The 17,867-nt window shown below is 72.2% G+C and carries 17 protein-coding genes; 6 read left to right on the top strand and 11 right to left on the bottom strand.

The features are described 5' to 3' along the window. Positions 1 to 105 precede the first annotated feature (105 nt). Complete coding sequence (locus tag ACQP00_RS18035) at positions 106 to 855, top strand: hypothetical protein (protein WP_433220479.1); 750 nt, start codon at positions 106 to 108, stop codon at positions 853 to 855. Between the two features lie 2 nt (positions 856 to 857). Here the strand turns inward: ACQP00_RS18035 and ACQP00_RS18040 are convergent, their stop codons facing one another. From ACQP00_RS18040 to ACQP00_RS18060, 5 genes are all read right to left on the bottom strand, one after another. Beyond that, positions 858 to 1,595, bottom strand: a complete 738-nt coding sequence (locus tag ACQP00_RS18040) for a magnesium transporter MgtE N-terminal domain-containing protein (RefSeq protein ID WP_433220482.1) — start codon at positions 1,593 to 1,595, stop codon at positions 858 to 860. A gap of 82 nt (positions 1,596 to 1,677) precedes the next feature. Further along, positions 1,678 to 2,568 carry an alpha/beta hydrolase gene (locus ACQP00_RS18045; protein WP_433220485.1) on the bottom strand — a complete coding sequence of 297 codons (891 nt, stop codon included), beginning with the start codon at positions 2,566 to 2,568 and terminating at the stop codon, positions 1,678 to 1,680. Positions 2,569 to 2,806: 238 nt separating this feature from the next. Beyond that, positions 2,807 to 3,832 (bottom strand): L-histidine N(alpha)-methyltransferase, encoded by a 1,026-nt coding sequence (locus tag ACQP00_RS18050; RefSeq protein WP_433220487.1) that lies wholly within the window; start codon positions 3,830 to 3,832, stop codon positions 2,807 to 2,809. Further along, the gene (locus ACQP00_RS18055) at positions 3,829 to 4,737 is read right to left on the bottom strand and encodes an L-histidine N(alpha)-methyltransferase (RefSeq protein ID WP_433220490.1); all 909 of its coding nucleotides are present in this window, start codon (positions 4,735 to 4,737) and stop codon (positions 3,829 to 3,831) included. Before ACQP00_RS18055 ends, ACQP00_RS18050 begins: the two co-directional genes overlap by 4 nt. Positions 4,738 to 4,797: 60 nt before the next feature. Beyond that, positions 4,798 to 6,399, bottom strand: coding sequence for an amidohydrolase (locus tag ACQP00_RS18060; protein ID WP_433220493.1), 1,602 nt, complete (start codon positions 6,397 to 6,399; stop codon positions 4,798 to 4,800). Between the two features lie 66 nt (positions 6,400 to 6,465). Here ACQP00_RS18060 and ACQP00_RS18065 point away from each other — a divergent pair, with 66 nt between their 5' ends. Genes ACQP00_RS18065 through ACQP00_RS18075 form a run of 3 tightly spaced genes read left to right on the top strand, consistent with a single transcriptional unit; the run spans position 6,466 to position 9,158 of the window. Next, a complete protein-coding gene (locus tag ACQP00_RS18065; protein WP_433220495.1) occupies positions 6,466 to 7,146 on the top strand; it encodes a response regulator in 681 nt (226 codons plus the stop codon). A gap of 48 nt (positions 7,147 to 7,194) precedes the next feature. Beyond that, positions 7,195 to 8,088, top strand: coding sequence for an ABC transporter ATP-binding protein (locus ACQP00_RS18070; RefSeq protein ID WP_433220498.1), 894 nt, complete (start codon positions 7,195 to 7,197; stop codon positions 8,086 to 8,088). Then, positions 8,085 to 9,158, top strand: coding sequence for an ABC transporter permease (locus tag ACQP00_RS18075; RefSeq protein WP_433220500.1), 1,074 nt, complete (start codon positions 8,085 to 8,087; stop codon positions 9,156 to 9,158). Before ACQP00_RS18070 ends, ACQP00_RS18075 begins: the two co-directional genes overlap by 4 nt. Position 9,159: 1 nt before the next feature. Here ACQP00_RS18075 and ACQP00_RS18080 read toward each other — a convergent pair whose 3' ends face one another. The 3 genes from ACQP00_RS18080 to ACQP00_RS18090 are packed head-to-tail and all read right to left on the bottom strand — an operon-like array spanning position 9,160 to position 14,135. After that, entirely contained in the window at positions 9,160 to 10,983 is a 1,824-nt protein-coding gene (locus ACQP00_RS18080; RefSeq protein WP_433220502.1) for an APC family permease, read from the bottom strand. Positions 10,984 to 10,991: 8 nt separating this feature from the next. Continuing rightward, complete coding sequence (locus ACQP00_RS18085) at positions 10,992 to 12,452, bottom strand: class II fumarate hydratase (protein WP_433220505.1); 1,461 nt, start codon at positions 12,450 to 12,452, stop codon at positions 10,992 to 10,994. 3 nt (positions 12,453 to 12,455) lie between these two features. Continuing rightward, the gene (locus tag ACQP00_RS18090) at positions 12,456 to 14,135 is read right to left on the bottom strand and encodes an NAD-dependent malic enzyme (protein WP_433220508.1); all 1,680 of its coding nucleotides are present in this window, start codon (positions 14,133 to 14,135) and stop codon (positions 12,456 to 12,458) included. A gap of 101 nt (positions 14,136 to 14,236) precedes the next feature. On the opposite strand from ACQP00_RS18090, the gene ACQP00_RS18095 reads away from it, so the two are divergent. Beyond that, positions 14,237 to 14,674 (top strand): MerR family transcriptional regulator, encoded by a 438-nt coding sequence (locus ACQP00_RS18095; RefSeq protein ID WP_433220511.1) that lies wholly within the window; start codon positions 14,237 to 14,239, stop codon positions 14,672 to 14,674. Next, positions 14,671 to 15,627 carry an NAD-dependent epimerase/dehydratase family protein gene (locus ACQP00_RS18100; protein ID WP_433220514.1) on the top strand — a complete coding sequence of 319 codons (957 nt, stop codon included), beginning with the start codon at positions 14,671 to 14,673 and terminating at the stop codon, positions 15,625 to 15,627. Before ACQP00_RS18095 ends, ACQP00_RS18100 begins: the two co-directional genes overlap by 4 nt. Before the next feature lie 3 nt (positions 15,628 to 15,630). Here the strand turns inward: ACQP00_RS18100 and ACQP00_RS18105 are convergent, their stop codons facing one another. From ACQP00_RS18105 to ACQP00_RS18115, 3 genes are read right to left on the bottom strand one after another with little or no spacing between them, the layout of a single operon-like run. Then, the gene (locus ACQP00_RS18105) at positions 15,631 to 15,930 is read right to left on the bottom strand and encodes a DUF2470 domain-containing protein (protein ID WP_433220516.1); all 300 of its coding nucleotides are present in this window, start codon (positions 15,928 to 15,930) and stop codon (positions 15,631 to 15,633) included. Beyond that, complete coding sequence (locus tag ACQP00_RS18110; protein ID WP_433220519.1) at positions 15,930 to 16,574, bottom strand: heme oxygenase (biliverdin-producing); 645 nt, start codon at positions 16,572 to 16,574, stop codon at positions 15,930 to 15,932. Before ACQP00_RS18110 ends, ACQP00_RS18105 begins: the two co-directional genes overlap by 1 nt. 4 nt (positions 16,575 to 16,578) lie before the next feature. Then, on the bottom strand, positions 16,579 to 17,832 hold the full coding sequence (locus ACQP00_RS18115) for an MFS transporter (protein WP_433220521.1): 1,254 nt from the start codon (positions 17,830 to 17,832) through the stop codon (positions 16,579 to 16,581). Between the last annotated feature and the right edge of the window lie 35 nt (positions 17,833 to 17,867).

The following is a 17,867-nucleotide window of genomic DNA, read 5'->3' on the forward strand; positions in this document are numbered from 1 at the left end:
GGTCGGCAGCCTAGCGTGCACCGCCTCGATTTCCGATTTCCGAGCGTTTGCCCGATTTCTCCCGTAACGTCGAGACAAAGGCACCGAACCCGGAGGGAGACGAGCGTGAATCGTACGAAGGGGGCGGCCCTGCTGGTGCTCGGCGCCCTGGCCCTGACCGGCTGTTCCGAGCACGCGAACGCCGAGACCGCGGTGCGCATGACCGGCCTGGCCCGTTTGGCCGCGGCATCCGAGTCGGCCGCGCCGGTGATGGTCGCGCCGTCCGGATCGGCCGCGTCCGGACCTTCCGCGGCGGGTGACGATCTGCGCGCGGCGCTGCTCGGCGACTCCGACATCCCCGGCGGCGGCTTCGCGCCGGTCGCCGTCGCGAGCAGCCACACCGGCAAGGTGAGCATCGGCGGCGGGAGTTTCCCCGGCTGTCCGGCATTGGAGCCGATGACCACCGATCAGACCGTTTCGGCCGCAGTCACCTACGCCAAGGGTGCGATGGGTCCCTACCTGACCCACGCGGTGGTGCGGTTCCCGGCGGGACAGGCGGCGGAGGCGGTGCGGGCACTGCGCAGTACCGTCGAAGGCTGTAAAAGCTTTGAACAGCAGCTGGCCGGAATCACGGTCAAGTTCACGCTCGCCGCGACCGAGCCGCCGGCGAACCTGGGCGACGAGTCGGTCGGCCTGCGCATGACGGGCAGCACGGACATCGGCATCTCGGTCACGGCGGACATCGTGGCCGCGCGCCGCGGGAACTACGTGATCTGGCTGAACACCACGAGCATCGGCACCGACTCGCCCGGCCTCGCCGCGAACCTGGCACCGGCCGCGGCCAAGCGCTGCGCCGCGACCCTGGCCGGCTGCTGACGTTACTGGAACAACGTGACCAGGGCACGCAACAGGTGCCCGTCGTGCCGCTCATCGACCCAGGTCACGATCTCGAGCGGCCGGCCGGCGGCGCGGGTTTCGCGGGTGTACCGCACCACGTCGCCGGCCGCCGCCGCGTCCGTGACGGCCAGGGCGCCGTTGGTCTGGGCCTGGTACGCGAGGTTCTCGGCGTCCTGCACGGCCGCGCGCCCGTCGTCGCCGAGGCGGGCCGAGACCGCGATCCGCCACCGGCCCTTCGTCACCAGCAGCAGCGTGTCGGGGCCGCGCTGGACCGTCACGTTGCCGCGCTGGAGGGCGGCGGCGACGGCGTCACCGTACGCGAGGCCGAGGACCCGCTGTTCGCGCCGCGGGTCGGCGACCGACTCGACCCGTTGCCGCTGCTCCGGCGGGAGGCCGCCGAGCAGCTCGGCGAGCGCGCCGTCGGAGAGCCCGGCGACCACGGGCACGAGCCGCTCCGTCGGCACCATGGGCAGGAGGGCGGCGGCTTCCTTCGCCGGTACGCCCCGGATGACCTCGGCCAGGTGCGCCTCCGGCAGCGCCCGGAGCAGCCCGCGGCGCGCGTCCGGCCGCAGCGCCGGCACGAGCCGCACCAGGTCGGCGGGGCGCATGGCCGCGGTGACGACGGGCAGCCGCTCGGCGGGCATGGCCATCAGCAGGCCGGCCGCGGACCTGGGCGAGGAGCTGCGGATCATCGCGACGACCTGGGCGACGGGCGTCATGCCACCGGGGAGCATGCCCCGTTTTAACACCGCTCCCGAGCTGCGCACATGGCCCGCGCGGCCGACGTTGGCCGACCGTTCGTCAATCGCGTACGTGCTGTTCCGCGAACAGCGCCGCGCGCGCCAGGGCGGCGTCGGCCTCGTCCAGGGTGCCCGCGTAAGACTGGAAGACGTGCGGCGCGCCGGCCGTGATGTCGAGGATGACGTCCACGCCGGCGTCGCGGGCCCGGGCGGCCAGCCGCGTCGCGTCGTCGAGAAGCAGCTCGTTCGTGGCCACCTGCAGCAGCATCGGCGGCAGCCCCCGCAGGTCGCCGAGCACGGCCGGGCTGAGCAGCGGCTGGTTGGGGTCCTGGCCGGGCGCGTACCACGAGCCGGACCGCGCGAAATCCTCCGGCTGGAAAATCGGGTCGAGCCCCACCTTCGTGAACATGCTCTCGCCCGTACGCGACTGGTCCAGCGCCGGCGAGAATGCGACGAGCGCGGCCGGCATCGGCAGCCCGGCGTCCCGCGCGGCGAGCAGCGTCGTCACGGCCAGCCCCCCGCCGGCCGAGTCACCGGCGATGACGATCGACGCCGGGTTCTCGCCGCGATCCAACAAGGTTTGGTACGCCCCGAGCCCGTCCTCGATCGCCGCCGGAAACGCATGCTCCGGCGCGAGCCGATAGTCCACCGACAGCGCCGGGATGCCGGTGCGCACCACGAGATTGGCGGTCAGGCTGAGCGCCGTCTCGGGCGAACCGGCGATGAAGGCGCCGCCGTGGAAGTACAGGATGAGGGCGTCTCTGCTCTTGGACAGCGGCTCGACGAGCAACGCCGGCCGCGGACCCAGCGTGGTCCACGTGGTGCGGGTGCCGTCCGGGACCAGGGTGCTCGCCATCATCTCGCGAAACGCGGCCCGCCACTGCTCCACGGTCCGGAACTGCTGCGCGTGCGGCCGGCGCAGCTGCGCGTCGAGCTCTCGTAGGCTGACCACGGCGATCGATCTCCCCAACGCTCGGCGTCGTCCGTCGCCACCCATGCTGACCGGCGGCGGGGCGATTTCGCGGTACCAGGGACGGGTAAACCGCACCTTGGCAGCAACCGCCGCCGCACCGGTACAGTCGCCCGGCCGGCCGATCATGGTCGGTGCGTACCCGAGGCGGCAAGGAGTCGAAATGGTGTTGTCGGTCGTGGCCGGGCTGGTGCTCGTCCCGTGCATCTGGTTGCTCGGCTCACTCGCCGGCGTCGCCGCGCGCGCCCTCGCCGGCGAGGCGCGCATCAACCGCGAGGTCCGCCGCCTCACCCGCTCCTGGACCTGACCCGCGCACGGCTCCGACCAGCAGGAACTGCCCGTCGGCGGAGCTCGCCTCGGCGGTCGCGGCGAGCCCGGCCGCCGCGATCAGGGCGCGCATTTCGCCGTGACTGCGATGGTGGTACCGCCAGAGCCGCACCCGCTCACCCCGCCCGATCCGCACCACGCGACCCGCGCCGAAGTCGACTTCCACGCTCGCCGTGAGGCGGACCCGGATGTACCGCTCCCGGCGCTCCGGGTCGTAGCCGCGCTCCGGCACGTAGCCGCCGGGCGTGATGCCGAGCAGATCGAGCACCACCTGCTCGTGCGGCGCGAGGTCGTCATCGCCCGGCGCCAGCGCGAACGACGTCCGGCTCTCCGGGTGGTCGAGCCGCACGCCGCAGAGCAGGACGTCGCCGGGGCGCATGAGGCCGGCAACACGCCGCAACGTGCCGGCGGGGTCGGCGGTGTTGCACAGCGTGCCGCCGGTGAGCAGGACGACGGTCTGCGTCCCGGGCGGCGCGACCAGGTCGTCGAGCGACTCGGACTCGAAGTCACGCCGGACCGGCACGAACCGGCGGCCGGCGAGGTTGCGCGCGGCCACGGCCAGGAGCTGCGCGCTGATGTCGACGCCGACGTACTCGGTGCCGGCCGGGAGCATGCCCAGCAGCGCGGCGGCCGGTGTGCCGTCGCCCGGACCGAGGTCCACCACTCGTGTTTGCCGCCGTGGGTCCAGGGTCGCCAGCAGCCACGGCCGTAGCACGTCGAGCAGGGCCAGGGTCTCGCGCAGGCTGCGGTTCGCGCCGTCCACGGTGAGCATCCACGCGGCCATGTCGGCCCAGTGCCCGGCGCCCGCGCCGACGTAGTTGAAGCGGGTCTCGATCTGCCGGCGCTCGCCCAGGTCCGCGGCGATGCGGGCGACCTCGGCCTCGGTGTACAGCGTGAACAGCCGCGGGTCGACGCTCACCCGGCGCGGCCCGCCAGCAGCAGGAACTCGCCGTCGGGGGTGAGGCGGGCGGTCAGCTTCGTCCAGCCGGCCGCTTCCAGCATCGCGATGTGCTCGTCCGCCGCGAGGTGGTGGTAGCGCCACAGCAGGACGCGGCGGCCCGCCGGCAGCGTGAGGCGGTCGGCGACAGTTACGGGACATGTCACGTGGATGCGCAGGTACCGCTGCCGGGTCGTGTCGTCGTAGCCGATCTCCGGCTCGTAGTGCGAGCGGGGCACGCCCAGGCGGTCGAGCAGCGCGCGGTGCCGGTCGGGGATGTCCTCGCCCGTTTCGGTCGGGCTGAAGCGGAAGAACGTGCGGTTCGTGACCGTGTCGACGCGGGCGCCGTGCACGATGACGTCGGCGGCCGTGCGGGCGTGGCGCAGGACTGCGACCGGGTCGGTGCAGTTGAGCAGGGTGCCGCCGATCAGCAGGGCCAGGGTGGCCGGGCCGCGCAGGTCGGTGAGCGGGTCGGCGGTGAAGTTGCGACGGTGGAACTCCAGCGGAATGTCAGGTCCGAGCCAGGTGCGCAGGTTGCGCTCGGCGATCGCGAACATCTCCGCGCTGGCGTCGATGCCGATGTACCGTTCCAGTCGCCCCGCCGTCGCCAGTCGTTCCAGCACGCCGCGGGCCGGGATGCCGTTGCCGGGGCCGAGGTCGAGCACGCGCACCGGGCCGGTGAGCGGGGCGATCAGGTCGTCGTGCGCGGCGCGCAACAGGTCCAGCGCCGTGCCCGTCAGGTTCGGCGTGGCGTCGCCCTCCTGCCAGGTCACGTACCGGTCCCAGAACTCGGCGCCCTCGGCCATGTACACCCAGCGGGAGTCGATCTCGCCCGTCTCCGCCAGTTCGGCCGCGATCCGGTCCAGATCGTCAGACGTCAATGTCATGGAGGACATTGTGGAGGGTGCTGGTTGGTGGGCACATCACGTAAATGCGGGACGACGGCCTCAATGCCCGTGGACCGGGTCGCCGTCGACGAAGACGAGGTCGGCGCGGGTGTCGTGGAGGGACGTGTCGGGGGCGAACGGGTCGCGGTCCAGCACGACCAGGTCCGCCGCCTTGCCCGGGGTCAGGGTGCCGATCTCGTGGTCCAGGTGGCTCACGTACGCGGACCCCGCGGTGTACGCCGTCAGCGCCTGCGTCAAGGTCAGCGCCTGTTCGGGCAGCATCGGGGTCTGGGACGCGGGCCAGGAGGACTCGGCCGAGCCGGGAGGTTCCGTCCGGTGTACCGCGACGTGGATCGCCTGCCAGGGGTCGGGCGTCGACACCGGCCAGTCGCTGCCCGCCGCCAGGCGGCCGCCCGCGCGGGCGATGGCGCCGAACGGGTACTGGTGGGGGACGCGGGCGGGGCCGAAGAACGGGACGCACAGGGTGTCGTTCTGCTCGTGGTGCGTTGCCCACAGGGATTGGATGTTCGCGGTCACGCCGAGCGACGCGAAACGCGGGACGTCGGCCGGATTGACCACGTGCAGGTGCGCGATGTGGTGGCGCTGGGTGTTGCCGCTCGACTCCACGGCGTCCAGGCACTCGCGCACCGCGCGGTCGCCGATCGCGTGGAAGTGCACGGCGAAACCGGCGGCGTCCAGAGCGGTCACGTACGAGCGGAGCCGGTTGGGGTCCACATTGGACGTACCGCAGAAGTCCTTGCCGACGTACGGTGCGAGCATCGCGGCCGTGAAGTTCTCGGCCACGCCGTCCTGCATGATTTTGACCGTTCGGGCGGTGAAACGGCCGTCGAGGACCATGCGGGCCCGCAGGCCGTCGAGTTGGGACAGGTCGCGGTCGCGTTCCCACCACAGGGCGCCGGTCACCCTCGCGCGCAGCTCGCCCGTCGCGGCGGCGTGGACGTAGGTGCCGTACTGGTCGCGGGAACCGGCGTACGCGCCGACGATCGCGTCCTGCCAGCTCGTGATGCCCAGGGAGAACAGGTAGCGCTGGGCCTCGAGCAGCGCGCGGTGGTAGTCGGCCTCGGTGTCCTCCGGGAGCAAGGGGGTGACGAGGTCCATGGCGGCTTCGTGGAGTACACCGGAAGGAAGGCCGTCGGGGGTGCGCTCGATGCGGCCGTTGCGCGGGTCGGGGGTGGACGCGTCGATGCCGGCCAGGCGCAGGGCGGCGGAGTTGACCCAGGCCGAATGGTGGTCGCGGTTGGGCAGGAAGACAGGGCGGTCGGGGGCGACCGCGTCGAGGTCCTCGCGGGTCGGCAGGCCGCCGGGGAACGCCGACATCGACCAGCCGCCGCCGGTGATCCAGGGCTGGGCCGGGTCGAAGGTGGCCACCGCCTTCAGGTAGGCGGCGCGGTCGTTCAGGTGCGAAAGGTCACAGCGCAGGCGTTCCAGGGCGCCCTGCACGGGGTGGATGTGGGCGTCGTGCAGGCCGGGGACGAGCAGCCGGCCGGCCAGGTCGACGAGCTCGTACGGGCCCGAAAGAGCCGTTCGCACCTCGGATCGGTCACCGACGGCGACGATCCGGCCACCGGAAACGGCCAGCGCGTCGGGACTGGCGTCCGTCCCGGTCCAGATCGGCCCACCCGTGAACACCATCGCACCCATGGGTAAGGAGCCTACTGACCGCGGCGGTGATCTTGGCCGATTGCCGGTCGCTGTAGGGTGCGGGGCATGATTCGGGTGCTGCTCGCCGACGACCATCAGCTCGTCCGCACGGGGTTTCGGGTCATCCTCGAGTCGGAGGACGACCTGAGCGTGGTCGGGGAGGCGGCCGACGGGCGGCAGGCGGTCGAGCTGGCCGGGAGTACGCCGGCCGATGTGCTGCTCATGGACGTCGAGATGCCGGGCCTCGACGGGCTGGCGGCCACCCGCGAGATCACGGCGGCCGGGTCCGCGCCGGCCGTGCTGATGCTCACCACGTTCGACCGCGACGACTACCTGTTCGCCGCGCTCGAGGCCGGGGCCAGCGGGTTCCTGCTCAAGAACGGTACCCCCGAGGCGCTCATCGACGCGGTGCGGATCGTCGCGCGCGGGGATGCCCTGCTCGCGCCGGAGCTGACGCGGCGGGTCATCGCGGCGTTCGCGCGGCCGGGCGGGCGGCCGTCCGGCGGCGGGGAGGCACTGCTCGGCGAACTCACGCCGCGCGAGCGGGAGGTGCTCGTCGAGCTGGCCGGCGGGGCCACCAACGCCGAGATCGCGGTCAGCCTGCACCTCGGCGAGGCGACGGTGAAGACCCACGTGAGCCGGGTGCTCACGAAACTGCAGCTGCGCGATCGTACGGCCGCCGTGGTGTTCGCCTATGAGCACGGAGTCGTAAAGCCGGGTCCGTCGCGCGAGGGACCCCGGGGGTAAATCGCCAGCCGGATTCGCCGGGGCCATTGGACGCCTAGCGTGGAACGCATGAGCGACGCACTGCGGGTGGAGGGGGTCAACCGGCGCTTCGGCGACCGGCAGGTCCTCTCGGAGATCACGTTCGACGTCGGGACCGGGCGGATGACCGGCTTCGTCGGGGCGAACGGCGCCGGGAAGACCACGACGATGCGCATCATCCTCGGCGTGCTCGCCGCGGACTCCGGCACGGTCACCTGGCAGGGCGCGGCGCTGGGCAAGGAGGTCCGCCGGCAGGTCGGCTACATGCCCGAGGAGCGCGGCCTGTACCCGAAGATGAGCGTCCACGAACAGCTCGTCTACCTGGGCCGGCTGCACGGCATGTCCCTGGAGCGGGTCAAGCGCAACGCCGACGAGCTGCTCGAGCGGCTCGGGCTCGGGGAGCGCGCGAACGACCAGTTGCAGCACCTGTCGCTGGGCAACCAGCAGCGCGCGCAGATCGCCGCCGCGCTCGTGCACGATCCGGTCCTGCTCGTGCTCGACGAGCCGTTCTCCGGCCTCGACCCGCTCGCGGTGGACACCGTTGTGAGCGTGCTGCGCGAGCGGACCGCGGCGGGCGTGCCGGTGCTCTTCTCCAGCCACCAGCTGGACGTCGTCGAGCGCCTCTGCGACGACCTCGTCATCATCGCGGCCGGGCAGATCCGGGCCACGGGCACCCGCGACGAGCTGCGCCGGCAATACTCCGAGCCGCGCTACCAGCTGCACGTCGACGGCGATGCCGGCTGGCTGCGCGACCAGGCCGGGGTCAGCCTCGTCGACCTGGACGGGGACCGAGCCGTCTTCGACCTCGCCGAAGGAACAGACGACCAGGTTGTACTGCACGAGGCCCTCCGCCGCGGCCCGGTCCGCTCCTTCGGACCCGTCGTCCCGTCGCTGGCCGAGATCTTCCGAGAGGTGACCCGATGAACATGCTGGAAGCGGTGCGCCTCGTCGCCGCGCGCGAGCTCAAGGTGAAGCTGCGCGACAAGACCTTTCTGATCAGCACGCTGTTCTTCCTGCTGTTCGCGTTCGGCTCGTCCGTCCTGCCGGCCCTGTTCTCCGGCGGCCCGTCGTCGGTGGCGGTCGCGCAGGGCTCGCAGTACGAGGGCAAGCTGCGCGACGCGGGGCTCGACGTCAAGGTGGTCGGCAATCCCGAGCAGACGGTGCGCGACGGGGACGCCGACGCGGCCGTGGTGGACAGGAACGCGCAACCCGAAGTGCTCGCGATGAAGGACGCGCCGAACGATGTCGTGTCGGCGTTGTCGGTGCAGCCCGAGGTACAACTGCTGGATCCTGATGCGGTGAACCCGGTGGCCGCGTTCCTGGTGCCGTTCATGTTCGCGCTCGTCTTCTTCTTCACGTCGCTCACCTTCGGCATCCAGATCGCGCAGAGCGTCGTGGAAGAGAAGCAGACGCGCATGGTCGAGATCCTGGTCGCCGCCGTGCCGGTGCGGGCGCTGCTCATCGGCAAGGTCGCCGCCGGCGGCATCCTGGCCCTCGCGCAAGTGGCCCTGATCGCGCTGGTCACCGTGACCGGCGCCCAGTTCACCGACGACGCCGACACCCTGCTGCCGCTGCTGGGCCCGGCGATGAGCTGGTTCATCCCGTTCTTCGTGCTCGGCTTCATCATGCTGGCCGCGCTGTGGGCCGCCGTCGGCGCGCTCGTGAACCGCCTGGAGGACGTGGGCAACGCGGGCATGCCGGTGCAGCTCATCGTGATGCTGCCGTTCTTCCTGGTCATCTTCCTCAACGACAACCCACTGGCGATGCGCATCCTGTCGTACGTCCCGTTCTCCGCACCCACCGCGATGCCCGTCCGCCTGTTCGACGGCTCCGCGGCCGGCTGGGAACCGTTCGTGTCGCTGGTGATTCTCGCGCTTGCGGCGGCGGGGGCGCTGCTGGTGGGCGCCCGGCTGTATGAGGGGTCGCTGCTGCGTACGAACGCCCGCACGTCCTGGTCGGCCGCCTGGCGGGATCGGGAGCTGCGCAGCATGTGAGTCAGGCAGTCAGGCCGGGGGGATGCAGGCGCAGCGGGACGGTGGCCACGATGACGTCCGGGCGGTGTTTGAGGGCCGCCGACAGCACGATGTCCAAGTGGTTGTGCAGGATGCGATAGCGCAGCCGGTCCGGCAACGCGAACGGTACGAGCACCACGACCTGTTCGTCGTGGTGCTCGTGCAGTTCGTCGATGAACCGCGCGATCGGGTGGGCGACCGAGGCGTAGTCGGTGTGCAGCACCCGCAGCGGCACCCCCGGGTCCCAGCGCGCCCACTGCCGCTCCAGGTCGCCGTCGGCCGCGTCGGGTGCATCGACGTGCACGTGCACGGCGATCACCTGCGAGCTGATCGACAGGGCCTCGTTCAGCGCGTGCCGGGTCAGCCGGGACAGCTCCGCCACCGGTACGACCACGATCGTCGGGCGGGCCCGCGGCTTCGCCGGGATCTGGTGGAGTTCGAGCAGGGCGGCGGAGCGGTGGTAGTACCGGTGGATGCGGACGAACAGCCAGATGAGTGCCGGGATGGCGAGGACCACCACCCACGCGCCGGCGGTGAACTTCGTGATCAGGAAGATGACCGTGGCGGCGGCGGTGGTCAGGGCGCCGATGCCGTTGATGAGGGCGCGCCGGCGCCAGGGTGGCGGGCGGGTGGTGAACCAGTGTTTGACCAGGCCGGCCTGGGCGAGGGTGAAGGCGGTGAAGACGCCGATCGCGTACAGCGGGATCAGCGCCAGGGTCTGGCCCCGCACCGCCACGAGCAGCGTCCCGGCCAGCAGGGCGAGCGCCCAGATGCCCACGGCGAACACCTGCCGCTCGTCGCGCAGGGCGAACAGGTGCGGCAGGTAGTTGTCCCGGGCGAGCAGGCTCGCGAGCACCGGCAGGCCGCCGAACGAGGTGTTCGCGGCGAGCATGAGCACGATGGTGACGGCGACGGACAGGGTGTAGTACGCCCAGCCGCGCCCGGCCGACGCCGCGATGATCTGGCTCAGCACGGTCTCGTCGCCGCGCGGGCCGAGGTGCCAGCGGTGGGCGAGCACGGCCAGGCCGAGCAGCATCACGGCCAGGATCGCGCCCAGCAGCAGCTCGGTCCTTCGGGCCCGGACGACCCTGGGCTCCTTGAACAGCGGCACCCCGTTCGCGATCGCCTCGACCCCGGTGAGCGCGCTGCAGCCGGCCGAGAAGGCCTTGAGCACGAGCAGTGTCCCGACCGCCTCGGCCGGCGGGCCGCGGGCCGCGAACGGTTCGGGATGTGCGAGGGGATGGATGAGGCCGATCGCGATGACGGCCAGGACGCCGAGGATGAACACCAGCGTCGGCAGCAGGAACGCGCGTGCCGTGTCGCCGAGGCCGCGCAGGTTGAGCACGGTGATCACGGCGAGGATGGCCAGGCACAGCGGCACCGTGGCCGCCGTGAGCGCAGGGAACGCCGAGGTCAGGGCGGCCACGCCGGCCGCGATCGACACGGCGACGGTGAGCGTGTAGTCGGCCACCAGCGCGGCCGCGGCGAGCAGGGCGGCGCCGGGCGGGAAGTTGGCCCGGCAGACCGCGTACGTGCCGCCGCCGCCCGGGTAGGCGGCGATCACCTGGCGGTAGGAGAAGACCAGGATCGCCAGGAGCACCACGATCGCGACCGTGATCGGCAGGACCAGCGGCAGCGCCACCGCCCCGCCGGCCGCGAGCACGGCCAGGATGGCTTCCGGGCCGTACGCGACGGAGGTGAGCGCGTCCAGCGAGAGCGCCGGCAGCCCCTCCAGCGGGGTGAGCCGCTGCTTGGCGGTCTGGCGTGCGCGCAGCGACGGACCGACCAGGAAACGCCAGACGCGCATCGCCGCGATCAGAGGTCGGCGGTGCCGGGACGGGTCAGCGCGGCCGGGACGACGACCCGGTCGAACAGCTCCGCGTCGACGCCGTCGTCGAGCGCGGCCTGGCGCAGGGTGAGGTCGTGGTCGACGGTGCGGTGCGCGATCTGCGACGCGCGGTCGTAGCCGATGACCGGGGCCAGCGCGGTGACCGTTTCCACCGAGTGTTCGACGTTGTACCGCAACCGCTCGCGATCGAGCTCCGCCCCCTCGACGAGGAACCGGCGGAAGTGGTCGGCGGCGTCGGCGAGGATGCGGATCGAGTGCAGCACGTTGCTGATGATGATCGGCCGGAACGCGTTGAGCTCGAAGTTGCCCTCCGCGCCGGCGATGGCCACGGCGGTGTCCGCGCCCTGCACCTGGATGCAGACCATGAGCATCGCCTCGGCCTGGGTCGGGTTCACCTTGCCCGGCATGATGGACGAGCCCGGCTCGTTGGCCGGCAGCGACAGCTCGTGCAGGCCGGTGCGCGGTCCGGAGCCGAGCCAGCGCATGTCGTTGGCGAACTTGAACAGGGCGATGGCGACCCCGCGCAGCCCGGCCGAGGTGCGCACGAGCGTGTCGAGCGAACCCTGCGCGGCGAACTTGTTCGGCGCGGTCACGAACGGCCGGCCGGTCAGGTCGGCGATGGCCGCGGCCGCGTCGGTGTCGAAGCCGGGCGGGGCGTTGAGCCCGGTGCCGACCGCCGTGCCGCCCATGGCCAGCCGGTACAGCCCGGGCCCGATCGAGTCCATCAGGTGGGTGCCGGCGTCGGCGATCTGGGTCGCGTACCCCGACCACTCCTGCCCGACGGTCATCGGGGTGGCGTCCTCCAGGTGGGTTCGGCCGATCTTGACCACGTCGACCCACTCGCGGCTCTTCTCCGCCGTGGCGTCGTGCAGCCGCACGAGGGCCGGGCGCAGCTCGTCCTCGAGCGCGGTGATGGCGGCGATGTGCATCGCGGTCGGGAACGTGTCGTTGGACGACTGCCCCATGTTGACGTCGTCGTTGGGGTGCACCGGCGTCTTGCTGCCCAGCCGGCCGCCGGCGAGCTGGATCGCGCGGTTGGCGATCACCTCGTTGACGTTCATGTTCGACTGGGTTCCGGAGCCGGTCTGCCAGACGTACAGCGGGAACTCCGCGTCGAGTTCGCCGGCGATCACCTCGTCGGCGACCCGCTGGATGAGCTCGGCCTTCCACTGCGGCAGCCGCCCGGCGCGCTCGTTGACGATCGCGGCGGCCTTCTTCACGTAGCCGTACGCGTGGTAGACCGCCTTGGGCATCCGGTCGTCGCCGATGTCGAAGTGGACGAGCGAGCGCTGCGTCTGCGCGCCCCAGTAGTGCCCGGCCGGCACCTCGATCGAGCCGAGCGAGTCGGTCTCGACGCGCGTGCCGCCGGCGTTGAGCCCGATCGGGACCTCGCGGATGACCGGCGGGTCCTCGTGACGGTTCGGCATCGCTCACCCGGCCTTGATCGGGCGGTACTCGGGCTGCCACATCGCGTCCTGCACCTGCTGCACCGCGTCGATCACCTCGGTGCGGGCCAGGCTCTCGGCGGCGGCCCGCTCGGCCACGGCGACGGCGACGGTGGCCGAGACCATCCGCAGGTTCTCCACCTGGGGCAGCAGCGACGCGCCGCGGGTCGACGGGTCGACCAGCGCGGCGACGGCCTCGGCGGCCGCGGCGAACATGCCGTCGGAGATGTGCCGCGCGCGGGACACGATGGTGCCGAGGCCCAGCCCGGGGTACAGCAGCGCGTTGTTCGCCTGCCCGATCGCATAGGTGACGCCGTTGTACGTCACCGGCGCCACGGGGATGCCCGTCGCGATCAGCGCGCGGCCGTCGGTCCAGTGCAGGAGCTGCTCGGGCATGGCCTCGATGCGCTCGGTCGGGTTGGACAGCGGGAAGATGATCGGGCGGTCGACGTGGGCCGCCATCTCCCGGACGACGTCCTCGGTGAACGCCCGGTGCACGGTCGACGTGCCGATCAGCATCGTCGGCTGGACCTGGGCGATCGTGCCGCGCAGGTCCATCGTGCGCAGGTCGCGGCGCGCGTAGGGCACCTGGAAGTCGCGCAGGTCCGGCATGTCCGCGGTGAGCAGGCCCTGCCGGTCGATGCACCAGATCCGCGAGATCGCGGTGTCGCGGTCCAGCCCGTCGCGCACCATCGCGTCGCGCAGCTGATCGGCGATGCCGATGCCGGCGGTGCCGCTGCCGAACACCACGATGCGCTGGTCGCGCATGCGCGTGCCGGACACCCGGGCGGCGGAGAGCGCGGCGGCGAGCACGATCGCGCCGGTGCCCTGCATGTCGTCGTTGAACGTGCAGACCTGCTCCCGGTACCGCTCGAGGATCCGCCGGCCGTTGCCCGGCCCGAAGTCCTCCCAGTGCAGCAGCGCCTTCGGGAACAGCTTGCTCGCCGCGCGCACGTAGGCGTCGATGAACTCGTCGTAGCGCTCGCCACGGACCCGGGCGTGCCGGTTGCCGACGTACATCGGGTCGTTGAGCAGGGCCTCGTTGTCGGTACCGACGTCCAGGGACACCGGAATCACCCGCGCCGGGTCGATCCCGGCGGCCGCGGTGTAGACGGCGAGCTTGCCGACCGCGATGTCGATCCCGCCGACGCCCCAGTCGCCGATGCCCAGGATCTCCTCGGCGTCCGAGGCGACGATGAGGTCCACGTCGTGCGGGCCCAGTCCGAGGTCGGCGAGCGCCGTCTCGACCCGGTCCGGCTCGTCGATGGACAGATACACACCGCGCGGGCGGCGGTACTCGTGGCTGTACCGCTTGATCGCCTCGCCCACCGTCGGGTCGTACACGACGGGGAGCATTTCGCGCAGGTGCTCACCCAGCAGGCGGTAGAACAGCACCTCGTCGTTGTCCTGCAGCATGCTCAGGAACACGTTCTTGGCCAGGTCGGTGGGCTGTTCGTGGTACTGCTCGTAGGCCCGCGCGGCCCGCTCGTCCAGGGTCTGCACCACGGCCGGCAGCAGCCCCTCCAGGCCCAGCGCCCGCCGCTCCTCGGGCGTGAACGCCGTGCCCTTGTTGAGCAGCGGAATCTCCAGCAGGTCGGGCCCGCGGGCGGACGTCACGAGCGTCCCGTTCTCGGCCCTGATGTCGCGGATGGCAGCAGTGGTCACGCCACCCACGATCGGCGCGCGCACGGCGGCGGCCATCGCCAGCCCGGTGTGATTCGCGCGGCCCTTGACCTCAAGCGCTTGAACTTTGGCACGCTGCTCATATGAACGCCATGACGATTCAGGACGTGGCGCGGCACAGCGGCCTGAGCGAGCCCACGCTGCGCTACTACGAGCAGGTCGGGCTGGTCGGTCCGATCGAGCGGGACGAGAGCAGCGGGCATCGGCGGTACAGCCGCGACGACGTCGAGAATCTCGAGGTCCTCGCGTGCCTGCGCGCGGTCGGTGTCGGCATCGAGGACATGCGCACCTACCAGGCCAACCGGGCCCGCGGCCGGGACGCGGCCGGTGACCAGCGCGACCTGCTGCTGCGCGCGGGCCGGCGCATCGAGGCCGAGATCGAGGCCCAGCAGGCGCGGCTGGCGTACCTGCGGGAGAAGGCGGCGGTGTGGGACGCGCGGGATCGCGGCGACACGGCCGCCGAGGAACAGGCATGGGTGCGCGTCCGCGACGCCCTGACCGGATTGGGGATGGTCCGATGAGCACGACACTGGTCACCGGCGGCACCGGATACGTCGGATCCTGGCTGATCGCCGGGCTGCTGCGGGCCGGGCGGCCGGTCCGCGCGACGGTGCGGTCGCTGGAGCGGGAGCCGGCCCTGCGCGAGGCCCTGCGCGCCGCCGGGGCCGACGACAGCGGCCTGGAGCTCGTCGCGGCCGATCTGTCCGCCGATGCCGGCTGGGCGGCCGCGGTCGAGGGGATTTCGCTGGTACACCACGTGGCCTCGCCGATGCCGCTCGTCCAGCCGGACGACCCCGAGGAGCTCATCGGCCCGGCCCGCGACGGCACGCTGCGGGTCCTGCGCGCCGCCCGCGACGCGGGCGCGCGCCGGGTGGTGCTCACCTCGTCGTTCGCCGCGATCGGCTACTCGCCGAAGGCGGGCGCGGAGTTCACCGAGGACGACTGGACCGACCCGGACACGCCGGGGCTGGCGCCGTACCCGCGCTCGAAGGCGATCGCCGAGCGGGCCGCGTGGGACTTCGTCGCCCGCGAGGGTGGCGGGATGGAGCTGGTGACGGTCAACCCGACGTTCATCCTCGGGCCGGGGCTCACCGCCGACGGCCGCTCGTCGCCGCAGCTGATCCGGATGATGCTCGACGGCTCGATGCCGGTCGCGCCGCGCCAGCGCTTCGGGCTGGCCGACGTGCGGGACGTGGCCGACCTGCACATGCGCGCGATGGACGCCCCGCACGCGGCCGGGAAGCGGTACCTCTGCGTCGCCGACGGCCCGACGATCAGCTACCTCGAGGTGGCGCGGGTGCTGCGGGACAAGCTCGGCGCGGCAGCGGACAAGGCCCCGACCGAGGAGGCGCCGGGGGAGGACCGGCCCCGCCCGATCATCCACAACGACCGGGCCCGCGAGGAGCTGGGCTTCCGGCCGCGGCCCGCCGAGACGACCATCGTCGACACCGCCGAGGCCGTCCTGCGCGCCTGACGCTCAGGTGCGGGCGGGGAGGCCGAGGGCCGCGCACGCCTCGCGGTACAGGCGCACGACCTCGGGGCGTACCTCGGCCCGCTCGGTCAGCGGCCGGCTGAACGGCACCCGCACCGGGACCGCCTGGCCGTTGACGGTGGCGGTGAAGTCGATGCCCTCGCCGTCCATGCCGGTCATCCGGGCCCCGGTGGCGTCGGGCCGGCCGCCCAGCGCGCGGACGATGAGCACGTTGTCGTCCTCGTGGTCGTCGTTCATGTGCCGGCTGACCGCGGCGATGACGTCCTCGGTGAACGGCTGGGTCATCACGCCGCCTTTCCGGTGCTGTACTCGCGCCCGAGGTCCTCGAGCACCGCGATGTTCAGGTCGTAGGCGAGCAGGACCTCGTCGACGATCCGGCCCCGCTCCTCGGCGGACCAGGGTGCGGCGTCGAGGGCCTCGCGGTACCGGGTCTTGAACCGGGCCGGGCTGCCGACGCCGGCGAAGTCGTAGAAGCTCGTGGCGGTCGTGCCGTAGACCTTGCGCACGGCCGCCGCGAGGTACTGCCCGCCGGACAGGTCGCCCAGGTACCGCGTGTAGTGGTGGGCCACGAACCCGCCCGGCCAGTCGAAGCACACGGCGCGCAGCCGGTCCGTGTACCGCAGGGTCGCCGCGCTCGCCGGGGCCCGGTCGCGCCAGCCGGGGCCGAGCAGCGCCACGAGGTCCGCCTCCAGCGCGGGCAGTCGCGTCAGTCCATCGTGGACGAACACGCCGGCGACCGGGTCGGTGCGCAGGGCGGCCGCCGCCTCCTCCAGCACCGCGTAGATGTGGTGGTGCTGGGCGACCATGCCCGCGTACCCGGCGAGCGGCAGCTCGCCGCGCACCAGCTCGCTCAGGAACGTCGCGCGCTCCGCGTCGCGGTGGCGCCCCTCGGTGCTGCGACGCACGGCCGCGGAGAACAACTCGTCCACGAAGTTAGGCTAGCCTAATGCCGGCCCGCCGTGAAGATCGCAGCCGGACACCCACCACCAGGGTGAGCGCCACCGCCGCGAGGGCGGGCACGACACCGCACACCGCCATCCCGAACCGCGCGCCGAAGTGGTTGGTGATGGCCCCGATGATCGGCGCGCCCAGCGGTGTGCCGCCGGTGAAGACCAGCAGGTACAGGCCCATCACCCGGCCGCGCATCTCCGGGTCCACCCACAGCTGCACCGAGGAGTTGGCCAGCGCCTGGAAGGCCAGGTTGACGAACCCCAGCACCGCGAGGAGCGGCAGGAACGTGGCCAGGTTCGGTGCGGCCGCGGCGAGGGCCTGCACCAGGCCGAACACCCCGCCGAGCAGGAGGATCCGGCGCAGCCGCGTGGACGTGATCGACCCGGCGAGCAGCGCACCCGAGGCGGAGCCGGCGGCGAGGACGATGTTGAACAGCCCGTACAGGCCGGCCGTACCCCGGAAGGACTCCGTGGCGATGGCGGTGAGCACGATCGGGAAGTTCAGCCCGAAGGTGCCGATGACGCCGACCAGCAGGATCGTCCACAGCACCCGCGGCCGCTGCCGCACGTAGCGGCCCGCGGCCCGCAGCGCGCCCGGCTCGCGGGTCGCCGGCGGTGCGGGCGTCACATCGCGGGGACGCAGGAGCAGCAGGGCGATGGTCGGCCCCACGTAGCACAGGGCGTTGCCGGCGAACGCCCAACCGATCCCGGCGGTAGCGATGCAGACGGCCGCGACCGCCGGGCCGATCAGGCGGGTGGCCTGGAAGACCGTCGCGCTGAGCGAGACCGCCTGGCGCAAATGGTGCGCCGGGACCACCTCGGCCGCGAACACCGCGCGGGTCGGGGCGTCCACGGCAAACACCAGCCCGGTCAGTACGGCGAACACGAACACGTGCTGGACGCGGATCGCCCCGGTGATGGTGAGCACCGCCAGCACGCCGGTCAGCGTGGCGTTGACGCCCTGCGTGGCCAGCAGCAGCGCACGTTTCGGATACCGGTCGGCGAGCAGGCCGCCGTGCACCCCGAGGAAGAGAATGGGCAGGAACTGCAGCGCCATCGTGATGCCGACGGCCGCCGGGCTGTGGGTGAGCTCCAGCGCCAGCCAGTCGACGGCGATGCTGCCCATCCATGTGCCCGTGCTGGCGAGGCTCTGTCCGATGAGATAGATGCGGTAGCCGCGATGACGGAGAGCGGCGAACGGGGTCACGATCTCGACCTTGCCGCAGCGCCCGGACATAGTGAAGGCCGATAATCTAGGTTTCAGTTATAGGG

Origin of the sequence: Dactylosporangium sp. CS-047395 (assembly GCF_050942185.1) — a bacterium.
Classification (GTDB): domain Bacteria; phylum Actinomycetota; class Actinomycetes; order Mycobacteriales; family Micromonosporaceae; genus Dactylosporangium.